At 52.9% G+C, this 18,690-nt stretch carries 20 protein-coding genes; 9 read left to right on the top strand and 11 right to left on the bottom strand.

What is annotated here, in order from left to right; all coding sequences use genetic code 11:
• Window positions 1–74: 74 nt before the first annotated feature.
• Window positions 75–914 carry a LysR family transcriptional regulator gene (locus L4D79_RS22045; protein WP_428654412.1) on the top strand — a complete coding sequence of 280 codons (840 nt, stop codon included), beginning with the start codon at window positions 75–77 and terminating at the stop codon, window positions 912–914.
• Here L4D79_RS22045 and L4D79_RS22050 read toward each other — a convergent pair.
• Both L4D79_RS22050 and rhtB read right to left on the bottom strand, forming a co-directional pair.
• Window positions 892–2,142: an EAL and HDOD domain-containing protein gene (locus L4D79_RS22050; protein WP_428654414.1), complete on the bottom strand. Its 1,251-nt coding sequence runs from the start codon at window positions 2,140–2,142 to the stop codon at window positions 892–894. The genes L4D79_RS22045 and L4D79_RS22050 overlap by 23 nt on opposite strands.
• A 78-nt stretch (window positions 2,143–2,220) precedes the next feature.
• Window positions 2,221–2,838 (bottom strand): homoserine/homoserine lactone efflux protein, encoded by a 618-nt coding sequence (rhtB, locus tag L4D79_RS22055; RefSeq protein ID WP_428654416.1) that lies wholly within the window; start codon window positions 2,836–2,838, stop codon window positions 2,221–2,223.
• A gap of 147 nt (window positions 2,839–2,985) precedes the next feature.
• Here rhtB and L4D79_RS22060 point away from each other — a divergent pair, with 147 nt between their 5' ends.
• Complete coding sequence (locus L4D79_RS22060; protein WP_428654418.1) at window positions 2,986–3,987, top strand: alpha/beta fold hydrolase; 1,002 nt, start codon at window positions 2,986–2,988, stop codon at window positions 3,985–3,987.
• 95 nt (window positions 3,988–4,082) lie between these two features.
• Window positions 4,083–4,883 carry a Cof-type HAD-IIB family hydrolase gene (locus tag L4D79_RS22065; protein ID WP_428654420.1) on the top strand — a complete coding sequence of 267 codons (801 nt, stop codon included), beginning with the start codon at window positions 4,083–4,085 and terminating at the stop codon, window positions 4,881–4,883.
• Window positions 4,884–4,943: 60 nt separating this feature from the next.
• Here L4D79_RS22065 and L4D79_RS22070 read toward each other — a convergent pair whose 3' ends face one another.
• Window positions 4,944–5,402 carry an EVE domain-containing protein gene (locus L4D79_RS22070; RefSeq protein WP_428654422.1) on the bottom strand — a complete coding sequence of 153 codons (459 nt, stop codon included), beginning with the start codon at window positions 5,400–5,402 and terminating at the stop codon, window positions 4,944–4,946.
• A gap of 67 nt (window positions 5,403–5,469) precedes the next feature.
• Between L4D79_RS22070 and L4D79_RS22075 the strand changes: the two genes are divergently transcribed.
• The 4 genes from L4D79_RS22075 to L4D79_RS22090 all read left to right on the top strand — a co-directional run bounded on the left by L4D79_RS22075 (window position 5,470) and on the right by L4D79_RS22090 (window position 9,305).
• Window positions 5,470–6,513 (top strand): COG3650 family protein, encoded by a 1,044-nt coding sequence (locus L4D79_RS22075; RefSeq protein ID WP_428654424.1) that lies wholly within the window; start codon window positions 5,470–5,472, stop codon window positions 6,511–6,513.
• Between the two features lie 82 nt (window positions 6,514–6,595).
• Window positions 6,596–7,177, top strand: a complete 582-nt coding sequence (locus L4D79_RS22080) for a tRNA-uridine aminocarboxypropyltransferase (RefSeq protein WP_428654426.1) — start codon at window positions 6,596–6,598, stop codon at window positions 7,175–7,177.
• A gap of 94 nt (window positions 7,178–7,271) precedes the next feature.
• Window positions 7,272–8,702, top strand: a complete 1,431-nt coding sequence (locus L4D79_RS22085) for a coniferyl aldehyde dehydrogenase (protein WP_428654517.1) — start codon at window positions 7,272–7,274, stop codon at window positions 8,700–8,702.
• 24 nt (window positions 8,703–8,726) lie between these two features.
• Window positions 8,727–9,305, top strand: coding sequence for a TetR/AcrR family transcriptional regulator (locus L4D79_RS22090; RefSeq protein WP_428654428.1), 579 nt, complete (start codon window positions 8,727–8,729; stop codon window positions 9,303–9,305).
• Window positions 9,306–9,402: 97 nt separating this feature from the next.
• On the opposite strand, the gene L4D79_RS22095 is transcribed toward L4D79_RS22090, so the two are convergent.
• The 5 genes from L4D79_RS22095 to ftnA all read right to left on the bottom strand — a co-directional run bounded on the left by L4D79_RS22095 (window position 9,403) and on the right by ftnA (window position 13,755).
• Window positions 9,403–9,942: a DUF3332 domain-containing protein gene (locus tag L4D79_RS22095; protein WP_428654431.1), complete on the bottom strand. Its 540-nt coding sequence runs from the start codon at window positions 9,940–9,942 to the stop codon at window positions 9,403–9,405.
• Between the two features lie 268 nt (window positions 9,943–10,210).
• Complete coding sequence (locus L4D79_RS22100) at window positions 10,211–11,398, bottom strand: BaiN/RdsA family NAD(P)/FAD-dependent oxidoreductase (protein ID WP_428654434.1); 1,188 nt, start codon at window positions 11,396–11,398, stop codon at window positions 10,211–10,213.
• A 174-nt stretch (window positions 11,399–11,572) separates the two neighbouring features.
• Window positions 11,573–12,709: a mechanosensitive ion channel family protein gene (locus tag L4D79_RS22105; RefSeq protein ID WP_428654437.1), complete on the bottom strand. Its 1,137-nt coding sequence runs from the start codon at window positions 12,707–12,709 to the stop codon at window positions 11,573–11,575.
• A 107-nt stretch (window positions 12,710–12,816) separates the two neighbouring features.
• Window positions 12,817–13,155: a universal stress protein UspB gene (uspB, locus tag L4D79_RS22110; RefSeq protein WP_428654519.1), complete on the bottom strand. Its 339-nt coding sequence runs from the start codon at window positions 13,153–13,155 to the stop codon at window positions 12,817–12,819.
• Window positions 13,156–13,227: 72 nt separating this feature from the next.
• Window positions 13,228–13,755 (bottom strand): non-heme ferritin, encoded by a 528-nt coding sequence (gene ftnA, locus L4D79_RS22115; RefSeq protein WP_428654439.1) that lies wholly within the window; start codon window positions 13,753–13,755, stop codon window positions 13,228–13,230.
• 297 nt (window positions 13,756–14,052) lie between these two features.
• Between ftnA and L4D79_RS22120 the strand changes: the two genes are divergently transcribed.
• Together L4D79_RS22120 and L4D79_RS22125 are read left to right on the top strand one after the other, a co-directional pair.
• A complete protein-coding gene (locus L4D79_RS22120) occupies window positions 14,053–14,475 on the top strand; it encodes a universal stress protein (protein WP_428654441.1) in 423 nt (140 codons plus the stop codon).
• 171 nt (window positions 14,476–14,646) lie between these two features.
• The gene (locus L4D79_RS22125; RefSeq protein ID WP_428654443.1) at window positions 14,647–15,519 is read left to right on the top strand and encodes a carboxylate/amino acid/amine transporter; all 873 of its coding nucleotides are present in this window, start codon (window positions 14,647–14,649) and stop codon (window positions 15,517–15,519) included.
• Window positions 15,520–15,628: 109 nt separating this feature from the next.
• Here L4D79_RS22125 and fre read toward each other — a convergent pair whose 3' ends face one another.
• The 3 genes from fre to ubiD form a co-directional block, all read right to left on the bottom strand.
• Entirely contained in the window at window positions 15,629–16,339 is a 711-nt protein-coding gene (fre, locus tag L4D79_RS22130) for an NAD(P)H-flavin reductase (RefSeq protein ID WP_428654445.1), read from the bottom strand.
• A gap of 9 nt (window positions 16,340–16,348) precedes the next feature.
• Window positions 16,349–16,612, bottom strand: a complete 264-nt coding sequence (locus L4D79_RS22135) for a 2Fe-2S iron-sulfur cluster-binding protein (protein WP_107349675.1) — start codon at window positions 16,610–16,612, stop codon at window positions 16,349–16,351.
• Between the two features lie 89 nt (window positions 16,613–16,701).
• Window positions 16,702–18,561 (bottom strand): 4-hydroxy-3-polyprenylbenzoate decarboxylase, encoded by a 1,860-nt coding sequence (gene ubiD / locus L4D79_RS22140; protein ID WP_428654447.1) that lies wholly within the window; start codon window positions 18,559–18,561, stop codon window positions 16,702–16,704.
• Window positions 18,562–18,690: the final 129 nt, after the last annotated feature.

Here is an 18,690-nt window from a genome sequence, read left to right on the forward strand (position 1 = left end):
CTTTGCTAAGGTTCTTGGCTATCAAAGCTTCTTTGCTATCATAGGCCCCATCACTTGCCAGCCAGAGCACTCCCATGGATCTCCGACTCCTACGCTTTTTTGTCGCCGTCTACGAAGAAAAGAACATCACCCTTGCTGCCGAGCGCTGCTTTGTCTCCCAGCCATCGATTTCCAACGCCATCAAGCAGCTGGAAGACGAGCTCAATACCACCTTGTTCGAACGGCACAAAAAAGGGGTCAACCTGACCGACGAAGCCCATTACCTTTACCCACTGGCCGTCAGGTTGCTCGGGGACATCAATCGTCTGCCGTCATTGTTCCAGCAACGCACCGAATGCCTGCCGCTCAGGCTGGGCAACTTCCCGGATCTGAGCCAAGCCGCCCTTGCCAGCGTATTCAGTTGCCTGAATAAGCACATTCCGAATGTGCTATTAGAATTGGTCGATCATGATGTGCCTGCGGATGCGCGTCTGACGCTCGATATGTTCAAACAAGATGGCGAGATTTTCCTGCCGCTGTGGGAAGAGGACTATGTGCTGTGTATGCTGCCGTCCCATCCGCTGGCCAAACTGGACAAGGTCAAACCGGAGCAGCTCCACCAGCATGATTTCATCGAGTGCCCGCCATGCGAAGCCCACCAGCAAACTATCGGCCTGCTGGCCTGCGATGGGCTGGCGGTCAATCTGGTCGCCAAGGCCGAGCATAAAACCCAAGTGATGCATCTGGTACAGGCCGGTCTCGGCATTTCCTTCCTGCCAACCGGAGTACTGGAGACCGCCCGGGAGCTGGTCACCGTCCCGCTTGATGGGCCGCGGATGTTTCGCCGACTCGGGTTATGCTACCCAGCCAACAAAACGCTAAATCCTGCCCTGACCGAAACGGTGAAAGCACTCAGCCAGTTTTTACGGCAGTAAGCGGACGGGCGGAGGCATGGAAGCCGTATTTTGACGACCACTGAAGGGCAAGCTGGTAGCTTTGGCCTATACTCGAGCCTTCGATCCCTAGCGCCTCGCCTATCTGGTTGACCTGCCACCACTTTGCCTGTTCGAAGGCAATCGCCAGTTCCAATAGTTGACCCAACACCCCCTCCTGGTACAACAGTGCCTGCCGGATCTCGGTCTGCAGGGGCAGTTGCTCAAGCAGATCATCCAGAGGCTGATCCAACAAGGCATCGATCATAGAAAGCAAACCGGTCATAAACGCGGGTTTGGCCTCAATGTCCTGCCCGCAGGCCGAGGCGAGAATTTCACACATCCGGCCGCGCTGGAGCGATAAGGCATACAGCTCATGGGGCTTATCAAATGAGGCCTGGGCCGTTGCCACAGCACTGACAAATACCTTGAGTTTTTCCTCGCCCAGATACACAAGTGCCTGCCTGAATTCACTGATCGGCACCTTAAGCCTGTCGACGGCAGTATTGACGTAGCGCAGCAACAAGTAGGACAGTGATAAATCCGAGGCGATGATCTGCTCAACCCGCTCGAAATCAACCTGATCCCGACACACTTCCTGTAACAGGCGCAACGTAGAAAGCCGCTCGGGTTTGAGGTTACGGCTTTTCAGCATCTCAGGGCGGCTGAAATAATAGCCCTGGAAAAAATGAAACCCGGCCTGATGAGCTTGAGTATAGTCAGCGTGGGTTTCGACTTTCTCGGCAAGGAACATCAATTTCCTGTCGCGGTTCTGCGCCACATATCCACATGCCGCATCCATCCCCACCTTGAGCAAATCGAGTTTGATGATATGGACATACGGCAAAAAGCGTTGCCAGCGCTTGTCCATGGTGAAGTCATCAAGGGCAATCATGTATCCCAACTGGTTCAAATGACGGATCGCTAGCAGCAACTCATCATTTGGCTCGCACGTTTCAAGCACCTCGATCACCACCTGCTTTTTCGGCAGCAAGGTCGGCAGCAAGCGGATCAGGCTCCGGTGGGGAAAGTTAATGAAACAGCGCTTGCCGGCCTGGGTCATACCTTCGCTGTCGGCAATGTAGCTATTTAGCAATAAACAGCAGGTCGCCTTGTTTTCGTCGACGCCGGCAGGAAAGGCATTACTCTCACCGTCTCGGAACAACAACTCATATCCCGCCGTCTTCTGATGACGATTGAAGATAGGCTGGCGTGCAACATAGGAATACATAAATCTGAACGAGTCTCCACAACAGAGGACAAATACCGCATCGCTTTAATGACAGTCCAATAAAGGCGGTCAAAAAACTCAGGCCTTGGCCGTCGCCAATAACGCCCCACAACCGATAAACATCGAACCAAACACACGGTTCAAGGCAGCCATGATCCTGGCCGAACGAATATAGTCCGCTAGCCGAGAGGCCAGCAACACATAACCCAGCATCACCAAGGTATCCACGGCAACCGTCGTCACCCCCAATACCCAGAGCTGTAGTGCCTGTGGTTGGGCAGGGTCGATAAACTGGGGAAATAACGCAACCAGGAAAACCACGGTTTTCGGGTTGGTCATATTGACCAATACCGCCTGGCGGCACAATTGCCTTGCCGGGGTAGTCGGTATGTCACCAGCAATATCAAACTGGCCACGGTCACGCCACTTTTGTACCCCGAGCCAGATCAGGTAACCGACCCCAGCCCATTTGATCACCGCAAACGCCGTTGCCGACTGGGCAATCAACGCACCCAGACCAATACCGACCAGTACAATGTATATTCCCAGACCAAGCTGCAACCCAGCAATTGACGCCAGCGACTTGCGCCAGCCATAGGTCATACCATTACTGATTGAGTTCACCGTGCCCGATCCCGGGGCGATACTAAATACAATCGCTGTCGCCAGGTAAGCTAGCCAAATTTCAAGCGCCATAGACCCATTCCTTTTTTCGCTATTCTAACAAAGTTTGTCACTAGCCGCATAAAAACGCCACACGTTAACAGCTGTTCACGCCTTATGGCAACATCTTGTATGACATTGGGTTATACTTGCCCCAGATGCTGTTAACCGAGATGATAAATGACTGTCCAGCCCCCCTCTTTTTTTGATCTATCCCAAGAAAGTTGCTTTGAAGAGACCATGGCTGGGCCCGTCGCTGAGCTATGGCAGCAGCGCCAGGAAGGCATGTTCCAGGGGAGCCACCACACCAATATTGGCTGGGCTGCCTTTACCGGGAACAACCCGGAGAAGGCCATTGTCGTGGTTAACGGACGAATTGAAAGCTACTGGAAATACCAAGAGCTGTTTTATGATCTGGTGCGTCAGGGTTACGATGTTTTCGCCCTCGACCACCGGGGCCAAGGCGTCTCCGACCGACTGGCCGAAGATACCGAGCTTGGCCATGTCGGCCACTTCGACGACTACGTCAGCGATTTAAACACCTTCATCGAGTCGGTGGTCAAGCCCAGAGGCTACCAGCAGCTATTTATGCTCGGTCACTCAATGGGGGGGACCATTACCAGCCTTTACCTAGCCCGCCACCCCGGCACCATTGAGCGGGCAGTACTCAGCGCCCCGATGCACGGCATCAATATCAACAAGTGGATGCGCCCTATCGCCTCGCCCCTCGCCCGGGTCATGGAGCAATTGCAGGGCCAGCCCAGCTATGCGCCGGGGCAGGTTCCCTATTACCCCAAGCCATTTAGCAACAATCCGTTGACCCAAAGCAAGGTGCGCTACCAGTGGTTCCGAGATCTCTACGAGCATAAACCAGAGCTGAAGATCGGTGGCCCCAGCGCCCGTTGGGTATGGCAAGGACTGGCGGCAGCCAAACGCTGTATCAGCGAAGCCGGCAACATCTCCGCTCCTATTCTGCTGCTGCAGGCCAGTGAAGACACCATCATCGATAATGCTGCCCAGCAGCAGTTTCATCAGGCCATGGTACAAGCCAACCGTGACTGCCAGTTCAAGGTGATTAAAGGTGCCCGCCACGAACTATTGTTCGAGGCCGACACCTACCGCATCCCGGCACTGGCCTCTACCCTTGAGCATTTTCGGAAAGCGGAAATACCCAACGCATAAAATAGCCTCTTTTCTCTTGGGGGAACTGGTTTAATATTGCACTGTTTCCCCCAATGCTCAGGCATTGGGCCTCTGTTCCTACCGCGAGAGGTTTCATGTACAAAATTATTGCATCGGATCTGGACGGCACCCTGCTCACACCAGACCATAAAATTGCCCCATTCACCAAAGATACCCTCAACCAGCTCCATCACCAGGGTAAAGATTTCATCTTCGCCACCGGTCGCCATCATATTGATGTGGCAGGGCTGCGTGAGCAACTGGGGATCCCGGCTTACATGATCACCTCCAACGGCGCTCGGGTACACAACTGCAAAAACGAAGTGATTTTCAAGCAGGATGTCCAGCCTGAGGTCATTACCGGCATCATTGCCATGACCAAGCAAGATCCAGCGCTTAAAATCCATATCTACCGCAACGATGATTGGTTGCTGAACCAAGAAGATCCAAGCCTGCGCGAGTTCCACGATACCTTCAGCTACCAGCTGTTCGATGTCGAGAACCCACCGCTGGAAGGCGTCGCCAAGATTTTCTTCACCCGCGACGACCATGACCATGACAAATTGGTGGAATGGGAAGATAAGATCAACGCCCAATTTGGCGACAAGGCCAATGTCGCCTTCTCGACCCCGTGGTGCCTCGAGGTTATGGATGCCGGTGTGTCCAAAGGCCATGCCCTGGAAGCGGTAGCCAAAGAAAAAGGCTACGCCCTGGCTGACTGTATTGCCTTTGGGGACGGGATGAACGATGTCGAGATGCTGACCATGGCCGGCAAGGGGCTGGTGATGGGGACCTCGCACATCAAGGTCAAGACCGCCCTACCCAAGAATGAAGTGATCGGCGACTGCAGTGATGAGGCCGTTGCGCACTACCTCAGTGAGCGGTTTCTTAAGTAAGGTCCACAACGGAAAAGCGATCAGGAAGCAGTAGAGCTGCTTCCTTTTTTTGCCACGGTGTTAGAACTGCCCGGTCATCTGCAAAATTTCCAACCATTGGCCTTCGGAAACCGGCATGATGCTGAGACGATTGCCCCGCTTGACCAGCGGCATCTCAGCCAAAGCTGGGTTGGCTTTCATCCGCTTCAATGACACCAGCCGCAAATGGCGGCGATATTCAATATCCACCATGATCCAGCGCGGGTTGTCTGGATCGGATTTTGGGTCGAAATACGGCCCCTCGGGATCAAACTGGAAATGATCCGGATACGCCTCGCGCACAACTTCGGCAATCCCCACCACACCGACATCCTTGCAAGAAGAGTGGTAAATCAATACCTGATCCCCTAGCTTTATGTCATCACGCATCATATTTCGCGCCTGATAGTTCCTGACACCTTCCCAGCAGGAAACTTTTTGCTGCTTGAGCGTGTCTATCGAAAAGGTGTCCGGCTCTGTCTTGAATAACCAATACGCCATTCTGATACTCTTTTATTTATCTGGTATAACTGACTTTATACCCAGCCTATCACAACGAGGGATCCCGATGATATGCCGACAACTTACCCTAGCACCAATAGCCGCCATCTTGCTGCTAGCAGGCTGTGCCAGTGATCCTGCCACCGGCCCAACGCCAGAAGAAGAAGCGCTAACCACACCTGAGGTTGCCACCAGCAGCGGCAAGGTGCAGGCCTTCATGCTGCGTGGTCAGGTCGTCTTCGGCCACGAAAGCCGTAGTATTCAGCCATGCGGTAGCAATCAGCAGTATTGGCTGCATTTGCCGGCAGGTGATCTGCCCGCCGCGAATGCGGTAGCACCACGCGGATACGAGCCGATGTACGGCGAATTTATCGGTTATCTCGAGCCAGCGCCGGAAGAAGGTTTTGCCGCCGACTATGATGCTCGCTTCAACGTCAAACAAATCAATTTACTTGCCAGCGAAATGCGTCAGGCCTGCCAGCAACCACCGCGTAAAACACGGGCGTTTGGCAATGAGCCTGGGTGGACTATCGACGTCGCCGGGGACACGGCCTCTCTCAGCCGGATCAGCTATCCAACCCAACAGCAGTCCATTACCAGCCGCGATATCCGCTCAGGACAGCAAACCTACAAGGGGCGTGATTTTACCCTGACCATCACCCAGGCCCAATGCAACGACACCATGAGCGATGCACTGTATGGCTGGCAGTCGAACCTTATCTGGCAAGGTACGGAATATACCGGATGCGCCACGCTCGGATCCACTGACGTTACCCAACATTGGGTCGGCCAATATCAGGGCCATAGCGATTTGGGTGCGACAGTACTGACAACGACGCTGAACCTGCTGCCGGATCACTCGGCGGTCACTGAGTACAGCTACAGTGATGGACAGCCAGGCCTGAGCGAGAAAGGCTTCTGGCAACAAGCCGGTGACGGCAAAATCAAAGTCACCATGGCCCAGTACCAAGGCCGCAGGCTGATAAGCGAAAGATTGTTTACTCGTGAGGATGGCCAATTATCGACCCGCCAAGAGGTCATCAACGGCGAAACCTATGAGCTGGGCGACAGTGGCCTAACCCTCGACAAGCTCAGCCCAGTGCAGGAATAAGCGACAAAACGGAAAACCCTCCTTTTTTGGGTTGGGTTATGCCACACTGCGTGGCATAACCCACTGGCTACAATCCATCGTCATGAATACTCCCTGCCCGCGCTGCGGCTTTCACCACAACTGTATCTGTCACGCCGAGCCCGCGCTGAACTGCCCGTATGTCTTTGTCTTACTCACTCACCCCAAGGAATTAAACAAAGACACCAATACCGGCCAGTTGATGGAGCGCAGCCTGCCCCACTGCCAGCGCCAAATCTGGGATAGGACTACCCCTCCCCGAGCATTGCTGGATATGCTGGCCGATCCCCAATACCAGCCTTGGCTGCTATTTCCCGGCGATGACACCGTGCCAGCCATGCCATACCAAACACACACTCGCAAAACGCCTTTGTTCATCCTGCTCGATGCGACTTGGCAGGAAGCGCGCAAGATGATCCGCCGCAGCCCGTGGCTGGCTACCTTGCCACGGCTGGAATTGACCCCAACGATAAACTCGACCTACGCCCTGCGCCGCAACCAGAAACAGGGCAACTTGTGCACCTGCGAAGCTGGGATCTCGCTGCTTGAAACAGCCGGTTTCCCTCAAGATGCCGAGCAACTCCAGCACTATTTCAATCATTTTATCGATGTGTTCCATGCCGAGAAAAGCGGCCATAAAAAATAATCGGGTAAATTTCCAGCTCCGCGCCAGGGAAAGTCTTCTATACTAAAACCGACTGACTAGTCAGTTTTATTGACAGGGAGACCCACCGATGACTGTGGCCGAGAATATCCAGATCCAGCCAGCATACTGCACCGAAATGGACCGTACACTACAAACCCAGAAGGCGGCCTTCAGGGAGACCACCATGCCTTCTCTTGACGAGCGAAAAAGCCAGCTCACCGCCCTCAAGCGTGCCATCAAGCAACACCGGGAGGCGTTCTGCCAAGCACTCGACGAGGATTACGGTCAACGCCACCACCAAGATTCCTTAGTCGCCGATATTGTCCCCTGTATCAATAACATCAATTACACCCTGAAACGGCTCAAACGCTGGATGAAACCCTCTCGCCGGCACGCCGGGTTGATGCTTTCCCCTGCCAAAGTTGCCGTTCACTACCAGCCGGTCGGTGTGGTGGGTATCGTGGTGCCGTGGAACTTCCCGGTGATGCTCAGCCTCGGGCCGCTGGTTTCTGCCCTGGCCGCAGGTAACCGGGCGATGATCAAGCTCAGCGAGTTTACCCCGGCGACCAACCAGGTTCTCCGCACCCTGATTGAAGAGATCTTCCAGCCCGATCAAGTTGCCGTGTTCGAGGGTGAAGCAGACGCCGCCGCCCACTTCACCCAGTTACCGTTTGACCACCTACTGTTTACCGGCTCCACTGCTGTCGGCCACCATGTGATGCGGGCTGCTGCCGGCAACCTGACACCGGTGACCCTTGAACTGGGGGGCAAGTCCCCAGTCATTGTTGCGAAAGATATGCCGATAGGATTAGCGGTAGAACGGATCCTGTTCGGAAAATGCATGAATGCCGGGCAAATCTGTGTTGCCCCCGACTATATTCTGGTACCCAAAGGACTGGCCCAAGCCTTTATCGATAACTTTATCAAACAGTTCAACCACCATTACCCGGACGGGGTGGATAACCCGGACTTTGCCTCGGTGATCAACGAGCGCCAATACCAGCGCCTGTGCCAGTGGCTTGACGAAGCCAAGCAGCTCGGTGCCAATGTCTTTCCGTGTCACGAGAAAGCGCGCAGTGACACTCAGCACCGTTTGATCCCCCATCTTCTCAGCTATATTCCCAGTCAGGCCACGCTGATGCAGGAAGAAATTTTCGGCCCGCTACTGCCGGTTATTGAATACGATGAACTGACCGATGCTATTGATTTTGTTCAGCAGCGTCCGCGCCCACTGGCACTTTATCTCATGAGTCAGGAGCCAGCCGTCCAGCAGCAAGTCCGTGATGAGACCATTTCGGGCGGGATGGCGATCAACGAAACCCTATTGCAAGTTGCGGCCGATGATGCCCCCTTCGGCGGTATTGGCCCGTCCGGCATGGGGCATTACCACGGTAAGGAAGGTTTCCTCACTTTCTCAAAGGCCAAGACGGTACTGAACCAGCATAAGTTCGCCACCACCGGGCTGATCAAACCACCTTATAATCGCTGGTGGCAAAAATTGATGTTGGCCTTTTTTATGCGTTAAGGCTGTGATGTGTTCAGGAGCACAATGAGAAGACAACAATTACTTGATAGCGCACTGGCCCTGTTTGTCACCAACGGGGTACAGGCAACATCGACCGCCCGCATTGCGCGTGAGGCCGGGGTCGCCACCGGCACCTTATTCCACCACTTTGCCAGCAAACAGGACTTGGTTGATACCTTGTACCTTGAGGCCAAGCAGGATCTAGCCCAGACCTTATCCTCCCCACCGGATACCGCGACATTGCCCGATGAACTACGGCAACTGTGGCAGCGAGCATTGGCGTGGGCCGTTGATCACCCTTGCCAATTCAAGCTCATGCTGCAGCTCAACCACGACCCGGCCTACACCATCAGCCGCCACCAGGATCTGATGCTGACAACCATGGGGTTCATTGGTGAAAGGGTCGAGCAAGCACAGCACCAAGGGCTGCTCGCCCCCTTGCCGATGCCACTGGTACTCAGCTTTTTTCGCCAGCACTTTCTGAGCACAGCCCAGCTGTTTATCGAGCAGCCCGAACTGGGTCGGCAGGCACAATACCAACAAGGGGCCTTCCAGATCCTCTGGCAAGGGCTACAGCCTGCACCCCAAACCGAGAAGCCTTGAGTCTAGAGCCATGACCTTGAACCTCAGCCAAGATAGCCCAGAAACAAAAACGGGAGCCTAAGGCTCCCGTTTTGCTAACATTCAACCTGCGAGATGATTACGCCTGGTTGTTAGCGTACTGGCTCAGCTCAGCAACGCTGACCGCAGTGATGAACTCACCATCAAGGTAGAAGTTCACATCATCACCGGCACGTTCACCGCGAAGCACAGCCTGCTCACCGCTTTGGTAAACCACATTCATCTCCAGCGTACGCGCATCCACCTGACGGAAACTTGCCGCTTCAATATCGCTATTCTGAACACTTGCCAACGGCACTGTGGTCAAAGATGGGTCTAGCTGGCCATTCACCTTGAAAATCGCATCAACAGGCGTATCTGCGACAGCCGGTGACTTACCCGTGATTGGGTTCTTGCCTGTCCAGAATTCAACGGTGTTGAAGATGAACAGATCAGCCGTCGCCGCAATACCGTATACCGGGCTAAGCAGCACAAACAGGCCAGCACGGCCATAACGGTTATCCACTGCGCTCAGGTTGGCTTTGGTGACCAGCTGAGAGGTGCCCATTTGACCAATACAACCAGAAAGAGACGTCGCAAGAAGGGTCATTACGATCGCTTTTGATGCGATTTTTTTCATTTAAGCTCTACTCCGCTAAGAGATGGTAAAAATCATAAAAAGTGCGCGGATTATAGGCATTTTAAGGCTGGTTGCTAGCAAATTTAGCAAATACTTGTCGTGAATTTACAGTCGTAAAATTAGGGAGTGATTTAGGTAAATGAATGGTTAACGGTCAACAAGGTATGGAATCATTAAAATTCAAAACAACCCGTATATTAATCAATTCACAAACAACACAGCGGTGCAGTGCACCGCTGTGAACAAATGGCTAAAGCCTTTTCAGTAACTAGGCATATTGCCCAGCCACAAAGCCCGAGCTCCACGCCCACTGGAAGTTATAGCCGCCCAGCCAACCGCTGACGTCCATCACCTCACCCGCAAAGTACAGACCCGGCACTGTTTTCGCTTCCATGGTTTTCGATGACAGTTCATCAGTATCAACACCACCCAAGGTTACCTCGGCAGTCCGATAACCTTCAGTACCATTGGGGGCAATCGTCCACTGATGGAAATAATTGGCCATCGCCGTAATATCTTTCGGGTTGAACTGCTTGAGCGGCTTATCAACCAGATCCCCACGCTCGATCAGCACTTCAATCAAACGCTTTGGCAGCAGGCGAGAAAGCGAGTTTTTCAAGCTCTGGTTCGGGTGCTTGTCGCGCATAGCGATCAGGGTTTCTTCCAAGTCCAGATCCGGCAGCAAATCAACCGTTACCTTTTGGCCCGGCGTCCAATAAGACGAGATCTGCAAAACCACCGGTCCAGACAGGCCACGGTGGGTAAACAGCAGGTTTTCCCGGAAAGTGGTACCGTCTTCAGCTTCAACCAACGCTGGAATGGCAATGCCCGATAGCTCGGCGAACGCTTCCTTGTCTTCCTTGTGCAGGGTAAACGGTACCAAACCCGCGGTGGTCGGTACCATCTTCAAACCAAACTGCTCGGCAATCTGGTAGCCAAACGGGGTGGCACCCAGTTTTGGCATCGACAGGCCACCCGTTGCCACCACCAGTGATTCACACTCCACCACGTCGGTATTGAGCTTGAGGCTAAAGCCGCCTTCGGTTTTGGCGATGTCATGAACACCGACCTGGTAGCGCTGCTGTACCGTCGGCAAATCACACTCGGCCAACAGCATGGCCACGATCTCCTTGGCTGACTCTTCGCAGAATAGCTGGCCGTGATCACGCTCCTCGAAGGCGATCCCGTGCTTAGCGATCATTGAAATAAAGTCCCATTGGGTATACTGGGATAAAGCCGACTTCACAAAGTGCGGATTACGGCAGACGAAGTTGCTTGCAGCGACATCGTAGTTGGTAAAGTTACAACGGCCACCACCAGAGATCAGAATTTTACGCCCCGGTTTCTTGCCGTGATCGACCACCAGCACAGAGCGTCCACGCTTGCCCGCCTCGGCCGCACACATCAAGCCTGCTGCGCCTGCACCAATAATTACTACATCGAACTTTTCTGCCATATTTCTACCGTTCACGACCCGAGTAAAACAAATAAAAAAGGGATGCGGTAACCTAAACTGGCCAGCATCCCTTATCAACGCCGCTATTCTACCCACCTACACAACGAATAGAAATAGCAATGACGTCTGAATATATTTTAGGCGGCGATCTCCTCGCGGCACAGCCCCACTTCACTAGGCTGTCAAGCGGGCCCTCTCCTGTCGCGCATTCGCAACCAACGCATTGTCGAGCTGCGCACTTTCATGCTGGGCGTGATCCGCCAGCCTGATCGTGGTAGTCGGAAAGGCAAAATCAGCCCCATGACGATGAACAACCTTCACAACTTCCAGCATCACATTCTGCTGAATGGCCTTGTATTCCACCCATCCAGTGGTTTTGGTAAAGGTGTAGATCAAAATATCCAGCGAGGACGGGCCATAGTTATCAAAGCTGACAATCAAGGTCTGGCAGGTATCGATATCAGGATGAACCGACAGCATCGCCTTGATATCATCAACCACGTTTTCGATAACGGCGGCATCTTGATAACGCAGGCCAATTGTCTGCTTGATACGTCGATTGAGCATACGTGACGGGTTTTCCACCACTATCGAGCTAAACACAGAATTGGGGATATACAGCGGTCGCTTATCAAACGTGCGGATCACCGTCATGCGGAAGCCTATCTTCTCGACCACACCTTCGATTTCCCGATCCGGACTTCGGATCCAGTCCCCAAGCTTGAATGGCTTGTCAAAGTAAATCATGATCGCGCCGAAGAAGTTTGCCAGCAAATCCTTAGCAGCCATACCCACAATCAAGCCGCCTACACCACCAAATGTCAGTACCCCGGACAGGCTCAGTCCAAGGTTCTGCATCATGGCCAAACCGCCAACCACCAATACCATCAAGCGTAAGATTTTCGACACTGCGTTGATGCTGGTGACATCTTTAGCCGTCAGGCATATCGCATCCTCGGCATTAGTGATCAGGCGTAGCAACACCCAGGTAAACGTCCAAACCAACATCAGGTGACGGACATTGGCCAAAAATGCACTGGAATAGCCCGAGGTATTATCGATAACCACCCCAAGGGAGAATGCCGCCGGCCATAGCCATATAAGCCAACTGACAGGCCTCCTGATGGCATCTATCAAGGCATCATCCCATACCATCCGGGTTTTCTCAGCCGCTGTCGACAAATGCCGGGTTACCAACAGCCAAGCCCCCCACATACAGGCACTGAGCAAAAGCAGTAAGCCGACATTGGACATCCAGTCTTGGCTTACACCTCTTTGCAATGCACTCCACCATTGATAAATATGAGTCATAGCAACCACCTAGATAAAAACAGGTGGCTAACTTAGTTTCATATTTACGTATTAGCAATGTTAGAGAGTATTTTTGTGCCACTACTGCTGGTTTTACCCGCAATTTGTTAAATACCCAGGAACGCCACCACAAAAATAGCGACTAAAAATATCATCAAATAGGTACTGGCGAGGATAAATAGCCGCCGCACCTTCGAGCATTTATCCATAAACACCGGATCGTGGTGGTTATGGTACTGATGGCTGCGGATATAGTGGAATAACCGAATTTGCTTGGTGACATTGCCTTGGGACGAGAAAAACCCACGGCCGTCGACTTGCTGGTAGAGAAGAGGATCGCATTCGCGCATGACCGCTAACAGAGTACGCAAAGTACTGACATAGCGAGAAACATTCACCACAGCGACCAAAAAAAGTGCGAGTAAGATTGCGTCACCACTCATAATATAGCCCCCGAACAACGTGACGGATCAGCTGGCCATACTTTGATGAGGGGGCATCACAGCCCCCCGAATTTATTAGCCAGCTGGTGAATCCATAATTGATGTCGATCCAGCTTTCGCCATTGCGGCTAGGTCTTTGTCAATGAAGAACAAGGCTTTGCCGTCTTCACCAACCAACTCGATCTTATCGATAATGCCTTTGAACAGTTTTTCTTCTTCGTGTTGCTCTGCCACATACCACTGCAAGAAGTTAAACGTCGAGTAGTCCTGGGTCGTAAACGCAACATGGGCAAGCTTGTTGATCTTATCGGTGATCAGCTGCTCATGCTCGTAAGTTTCACGGAACACGTCACCCAACGAGGAAAACTCATGCTTTGGTGCTTCAATGGAGCCAAGAATCGGCATTGCACCTGTTTCACTGACATAAGTGAAAAGACGCTGCATATGTTCCATTTCTTCAACGGCATGTTTGCGCAGAAATTCTGCCGCGCCATCAAAGCCCTTGTCTTCACACCATGCACTCATCTGCAGGTAAAGGTTGGAAGAGAAGAACTCTAAGTTGATTTGCTCGTTGAGTTTATCAACCATTGCTTGAGCTAACATCGCACTACTCCTATCTATTCTAGTGTATACCAATCTCAACGGGTGGTATGAAAACGCTGTTCTCACCATTGTCACAATGCCAACGCGAGAATGCAACTCATCGTGCAGGTCAGCAGAGAATCTATGATACGTTTTGGCTAAACCAGCGAATTAGATTAAAAAAGTTCAAAAATTCAAGTAATTCCACTGCTAGAATTATTTCGTAAAATGGCCGAACAAGTTGCGATCACGGTAATATTTTTTCCCAAAATTAGGTGCTAGCATGAAGCAAAGCCCCTAAGTCAAGGAGTGAAAACTATGGCTTACAAACACATTCTGGTTGCTATCGATCTATCAGATGACAGCCACGTCATCGTCGGCAAAGCCGCTGAACTCGCCAAGGCACTGGACGCCAAATTGTCGCTCATCCATATCGACGTCAACTATGCCGAGCTCTATACCGGCCTGATTGATATCAACCTGTCTGATGCCCAGCACCGCATGGCGGACGAAGCCCAGAAACAGCTTCAAGCACTGGCTGACAAGGCCAACTACCCGGTATCCCACACCTTAGTCGGCAGTGGCGATCTGAGCGAAGAGATCTGCCACGCTATCGACGATATGAGCATCGAGCTGGTCGTTTGCGGCCATCACCAAGACTTCTGGAGCAAAATCCTCAGCTCGGCCAAACAGCTGATCAACCGCTCCCCGGTCGACATGCTGATGATCCCACTCAAATAGTTTTTGCGAAATCCTTCCTAGTTACGCCCAGCAGGCACGGTCCGATCACCGTGCCCGTCTCCTTTTCAGCACTTGCACCGTGGCGTTAACCGTACAATTTGCCTGTATTTCCTTCCTCTTTTTTTCGCTACACTTGCGCCATCATTCAACCAATCACCCCTGAAAAACACTATGGGATACTTATCCACTGTTACCTTGCTCTGGGCCTTTTCCTTTAGCCTGATCGGGGTCTATCTCGCCGGTCAGGTCGACGCCTGGTTCTCGGTGCTCACCCGCGTCAGTCTGGCTGCCTTGATTTTCCTGCCTTTCTTGCGCCGTCAGCACCTCCACCGCTCGCTGGCCCTAAAAATAATGGCCGTCGGCGCCTTCCAGCTCGGGATCATGTATTGCTTTTATTACCAGTCCTTTCTCTACCTGAGCGTACCGGAAGTGTTGCTGTTCACCATTTTCACCCCGATCTATGTCACCCTGATCTATGACATGCTACATCGCCGTTTTTCGATCTGGTATCTTGCGACCGCTGCTATCGCGGTATTGGGTGCAGCCGTGATCAAATTCGAGGGGATCAACGAAAATTTCATCACCGGTTTTCTCATCGTCCAAGGGGCCAACCTGAGCTTTGCCATCGGCCAGGTAGGCTACAAGCGAGTCATGGAGCAGGAACGACAAGACATCCCACAGCATACGGTCTTTGGTTTGTTCTACCTCGGAGCCGTTTGTGTCGCGCTGCCGATGTTCCTGCTGTTCGGCAATACCGAACAACTGCCGACCAGCAATACCCAATGGGGAATCTTGATCTACTTGGGCACGGTAGCCTCCGGCCTTGGCTATTACCTGTGGAACAAGGGAGCGACCTTGGTCAATGCCGGCGCACTGGCGATCATGAACAATGCCTTGGTCCCTGCCGGTCTTATCGTCAACCTCGTCATCTGGAACCGGGATGTTGACTACCTTCGCCTCGCCATCGGAGGGGCAATCATTGTCGCTTCGCTATGGTTCAACGAAACCTGGGTCAAGCGTAAGGTGGAAATGGCGCGGGCGTAAGCAAGGCTTAGATACAACAACGTCAAATACAACAAAGGCGAACCCGATGGGTTCGCCTTTTGTCTTTTCCAAGTCCTAGGAACTAGAATCTATAACCTAGGAACTGTATTTAGATAAACGAATACGCATCAGCAAACATGCGCTCGCGCTCGGCACCTTTCTCGGCCGAGAACTGCTCGCGGGCAGCGCCGGCCATTTCGAAGCGGCCACAGATGTAGATGTCATAGGCTGACAGGCTGACGAAATCATCGCTGACGGCCTCCAGCACGTTGCCCGTTTTGCCCTGCCAGCCTTCCGGCGCACTCTCGACCACGGGGACATAGGTCAGGTTACCGTGCTGATCCGCCAGTGCATTTAGCTCATCATTGGCATACAGTTGGCATTCGTCACGGCCGCCCCAGTAAACAAAGATCGGCTGGCTGACACCACGGCTCAGGCAGTTATCCAAGATACTGCGAACATAGGAAAAACCGGTACCACCTGCAATCAGCAGCAATGGCTTGTCACTGTCTTCGCGTACCCACGCTTCACCGTGCGGTGCTTCGATCTCAATCGGTGTGCCCGCTGCCAGTGCGGCTTTCATGCTCTCCACCACCTCGATGGCGTAAGCGTTGTGCTCGGCGGCACCAATATGCAGCTCGAGCTCTCCTTCGCGGCACGGACTGCTGGCAATAGAAAACGGACGCTTGTCCTTCTCGCCCATCACGGCCAATAGGTACTGACCCGCTTTGAATTCAATTTTTGTCTCTGGGCGCAGCAGGATACGAAACGTATTACAGGCTAACGGTTCGACAGATGTTACTTCGCATTTGATGGACATTCTCTTCCTCTAATCTAGCTGGAGCACCAAATCACTACTTGCCATTGCCTGACACGCAAATATCCAGCCTTCTGCCTGCTCCTTCTCGGTGAGCATCGGCTCGAGCTGATAGCGAATCGTCCCCTGCTGCTTGCGGCACATGCACATGGCACAGGCACCGACCTGACAGCGGTTGGGAAAAGCAATGCCTGCGTTGAGCGCGGCCTCAAGTACGGTTTGTTCACCGTCGATGGTAAACGTCATATCATGAGGCAGCAGGCGGACTTGGTACATATTTATTTTCTCACGCCCGGCTTCAGCCGGGCCTTGCTAATCAAACTTGATTTACTGATCAGGGTTACAGGCTGAGCTTACTAACAAGATTAACTCAGGATCCCCAATTCATCCCAAATAGCATCGACTCGGGCGACCACTTCAGGCGATTTGGTAATAGGCGTTCCCCATTCACGGGAAGCCTCACCCGGCAGTTTATTGGTGGCATCCAGACCAATCTTGGCCCCCAGCCCTGCACTTGGGTTAACCATCAGGGTATCACGGCTCGGATCCATCCGGGTGGTCACCGCCCAAATCACATCATTCCAGTCGCGGGCATCGACATCATCGTCACAGACAATGATGAATTTAGTATCGGCTTGATCGGAAAAGCGCGACCAGATCCCTTCCATCACCTGCAATGCCTGACCAACTTTCTCCTTCTTGATGGTGACAATGGCCATGCCACCACACTCAGCCGTCTGCGGCAGGTAGCAATCAATCACTTCCGAAAACTGCTGTTTGATTGCCTGCTCAAGAGCAGAGTGATCCAAGTCAGCTTGCGGACGGGAATAAGCAATGGCATTGGCGGTTTCGGCTTCCCATTTACGGGTCGCATCCAATCCCATCTTGGATCCAAGGCCGACGACCGGAGAAGCGAAATCCAGCGAGTCTATCGGGGTGTTATCGATCAGGAGTGTATCGCGTACCGGATCCATGTCTCGAGTCATGGCACCGACCACGCTATCCCAGTCGCGAGTATCGACGTCTTCATCGACCACAATCACAAACTTGGTATACATAAACTGGCGCAGGAAGGACCATACCCCCATCATCACCCGTTTGGCATGGCCAGGGTATTGCTTCTTCATCGACACCACGGCCATTCGGTAGGAACACCCTTCTGGCGGCAGATAGAAGTCGACAATCTCTGGGAACTGCTTTTGCAAGATAGGCACGAACACTTCGTTCAATGCCACCCCGAGTACCGCTGGCTCGTCAGGCGGGCGACCGGTGTAGGTACTGTGATAAATAGGCTCTTTGCGCATGGTCACATGAGTAATCGTGAACACATGATGTCGTTCGACTTCGTTGTAGTAGCCGGTATGATCACCGTATGGGCCTTCATCGGCAAACTCGTTCGGGTCGATATAGCCTTCAAGTACGATTTCAGCGCTGGCCGGTACTTCCAACTCATTGGTAAGGCTCTTGACCACTTCGCTCTTACGCCCACGCAGAAGGCCAGCAAAAGCATACTCCGACAAGGTATCAGGGATCGGCGTCACCGCCCCGAGAATCGTGGCCGGATCGGCACCGAAGGCCACCGTCACCGGGAACCGCTCGCCCGGATGGGTGTCCATCCAGTCGCGTAAATCCAGCGCACCGCCACGGTGGGCCAGCCAACGCATGATGATCTTGTTCTTGCCAATCTTCTGCTGGCGGTAAATCCCGAGGTTCTGGCGCTTTTTATTCGGTCCTTTGGTGATAGTCAGTCCCCAGGTCAGCAGCGGTGCCACATCATCAGGCCAGCAGCTCATCACCGGAATTTTATCCAGATCGACGTCGTCACCCTGCCAAACAATATCCTGGCACGGGGCACTGCGCAGCCGTTTGACGGGCATATTCAGTACCTGCTTGAACACCGGGAGCTTATCCAGCACTTCGCGGAAGCCCTTCGGCGGCTCGGGCTCTTTCAGATAAGCCAGTAACTTACCGACCTCACGCAACTCACGGACGTCGGTCCGGCCCATCCCCATGGCAACACGACCAGGAGTACCAAATAAATTGGCCAATACCGGCACATCGTAGCCAACTGGATTTTCGAACAACAATGCCGGACCGCCGGCACGCAGGGTACGATCACAGATTTCAGTGATCTCCTGATCCGGGTCGACAGGCTGCGAGATACGCTTAAGCTCGCCCTGTTGTTCCAGATAGTCAATAAACTCTCGCAGATCCTTGAACTTCATCGGTTTGCGGTTACCTATCCTAAATACACCAGCACCCGATGTTGGTTACAGACACCGGGTACAAATAATCATTATCAAACATTATAACGACTTGTTAACGCTAGGACAGCGGAAAATCCGGCCACTGCG

Source organism: Photobacterium satsumensis (assembly GCF_050336935.1).
GTDB lineage: Bacteria > Pseudomonadota > Gammaproteobacteria > Enterobacterales > Vibrionaceae > Photobacterium > Photobacterium satsumensis.

What these genes read in the sequence shown, in the direction of transcription:
- L4D79_RS22045 (WP_428654412.1), top strand. Translation starts at nt 75, where the DNA reads ATGGATCTCCGACTCCTACGCTTTTTTGTCGCCGTCTACGAAGAAAAG.
- L4D79_RS22050 (WP_428654414.1), bottom strand. Translation starts at nt 2,142, where the DNA reads ATGTATTCCTATGTTGCACGCCAGCCTATCTTCAATCGTCATCAGAAG.
- rhtB (WP_428654416.1), bottom strand. Translation starts at nt 2,838, where the DNA reads ATGGCGCTTGAAATTTGGCTAGCTTACCTGGCGACAGCGATTGTATTT.
- L4D79_RS22060 (WP_428654418.1), top strand. Translation starts at nt 2,986, where the DNA reads ATGACTGTCCAGCCCCCCTCTTTTTTTGATCTATCCCAAGAAAGTTGC.
- L4D79_RS22065 (WP_428654420.1), top strand. Translation starts at nt 4,083, where the DNA reads ATGTACAAAATTATTGCATCGGATCTGGACGGCACCCTGCTCACACCA.
- L4D79_RS22070 (WP_428654422.1), bottom strand. Translation starts at nt 5,402, where the DNA reads ATGGCGTATTGGTTATTCAAGACAGAGCCGGACACCTTTTCGATAGAC.
- L4D79_RS22075 (WP_428654424.1), top strand. Translation starts at nt 5,470, where the DNA reads ATGATATGCCGACAACTTACCCTAGCACCAATAGCCGCCATCTTGCTG.
- L4D79_RS22080 (WP_428654426.1), top strand. Translation starts at nt 6,596, where the DNA reads ATGAATACTCCCTGCCCGCGCTGCGGCTTTCACCACAACTGTATCTGT.
- L4D79_RS22090 (WP_428654428.1), top strand. Translation starts at nt 8,727, where the DNA reads ATGAGAAGACAACAATTACTTGATAGCGCACTGGCCCTGTTTGTCACC.
- L4D79_RS22095 (WP_428654431.1), bottom strand. Translation starts at nt 9,942, where the DNA reads ATGAAAAAAATCGCATCAAAAGCGATCGTAATGACCCTTCTTGCGACG.
- L4D79_RS22100 (WP_428654434.1), bottom strand. Translation starts at nt 11,398, where the DNA reads ATGGCAGAAAAGTTCGATGTAGTAATTATTGGTGCAGGCGCAGCAGGC.
- L4D79_RS22105 (WP_428654437.1), bottom strand. Translation starts at nt 12,709, where the DNA reads ATGACTCATATTTATCAATGGTGGAGTGCATTGCAAAGAGGTGTAAGC.
- ftnA (WP_428654439.1), bottom strand. Translation starts at nt 13,755, where the DNA reads ATGTTAGCTCAAGCAATGGTTGATAAACTCAACGAGCAAATCAACTTA.
- L4D79_RS22120 (WP_428654441.1), top strand. Translation starts at nt 14,053, where the DNA reads ATGGCTTACAAACACATTCTGGTTGCTATCGATCTATCAGATGACAGC.
- L4D79_RS22125 (WP_428654443.1), top strand. Translation starts at nt 14,647, where the DNA reads ATGGGATACTTATCCACTGTTACCTTGCTCTGGGCCTTTTCCTTTAGC.
- fre (WP_428654445.1), bottom strand. Translation starts at nt 16,339, where the DNA reads ATGTCCATCAAATGCGAAGTAACATCTGTCGAACCGTTAGCCTGTAAT.
- L4D79_RS22135 (WP_107349675.1), bottom strand. Translation starts at nt 16,612, where the DNA reads ATGTACCAAGTCCGCCTGCTGCCTCATGATATGACGTTTACCATCGAC.
- ubiD (WP_428654447.1), bottom strand. Translation starts at nt 18,561, where the DNA reads ATGAAGTTCAAGGATCTGCGAGAGTTTATTGACTATCTGGAACAACAG.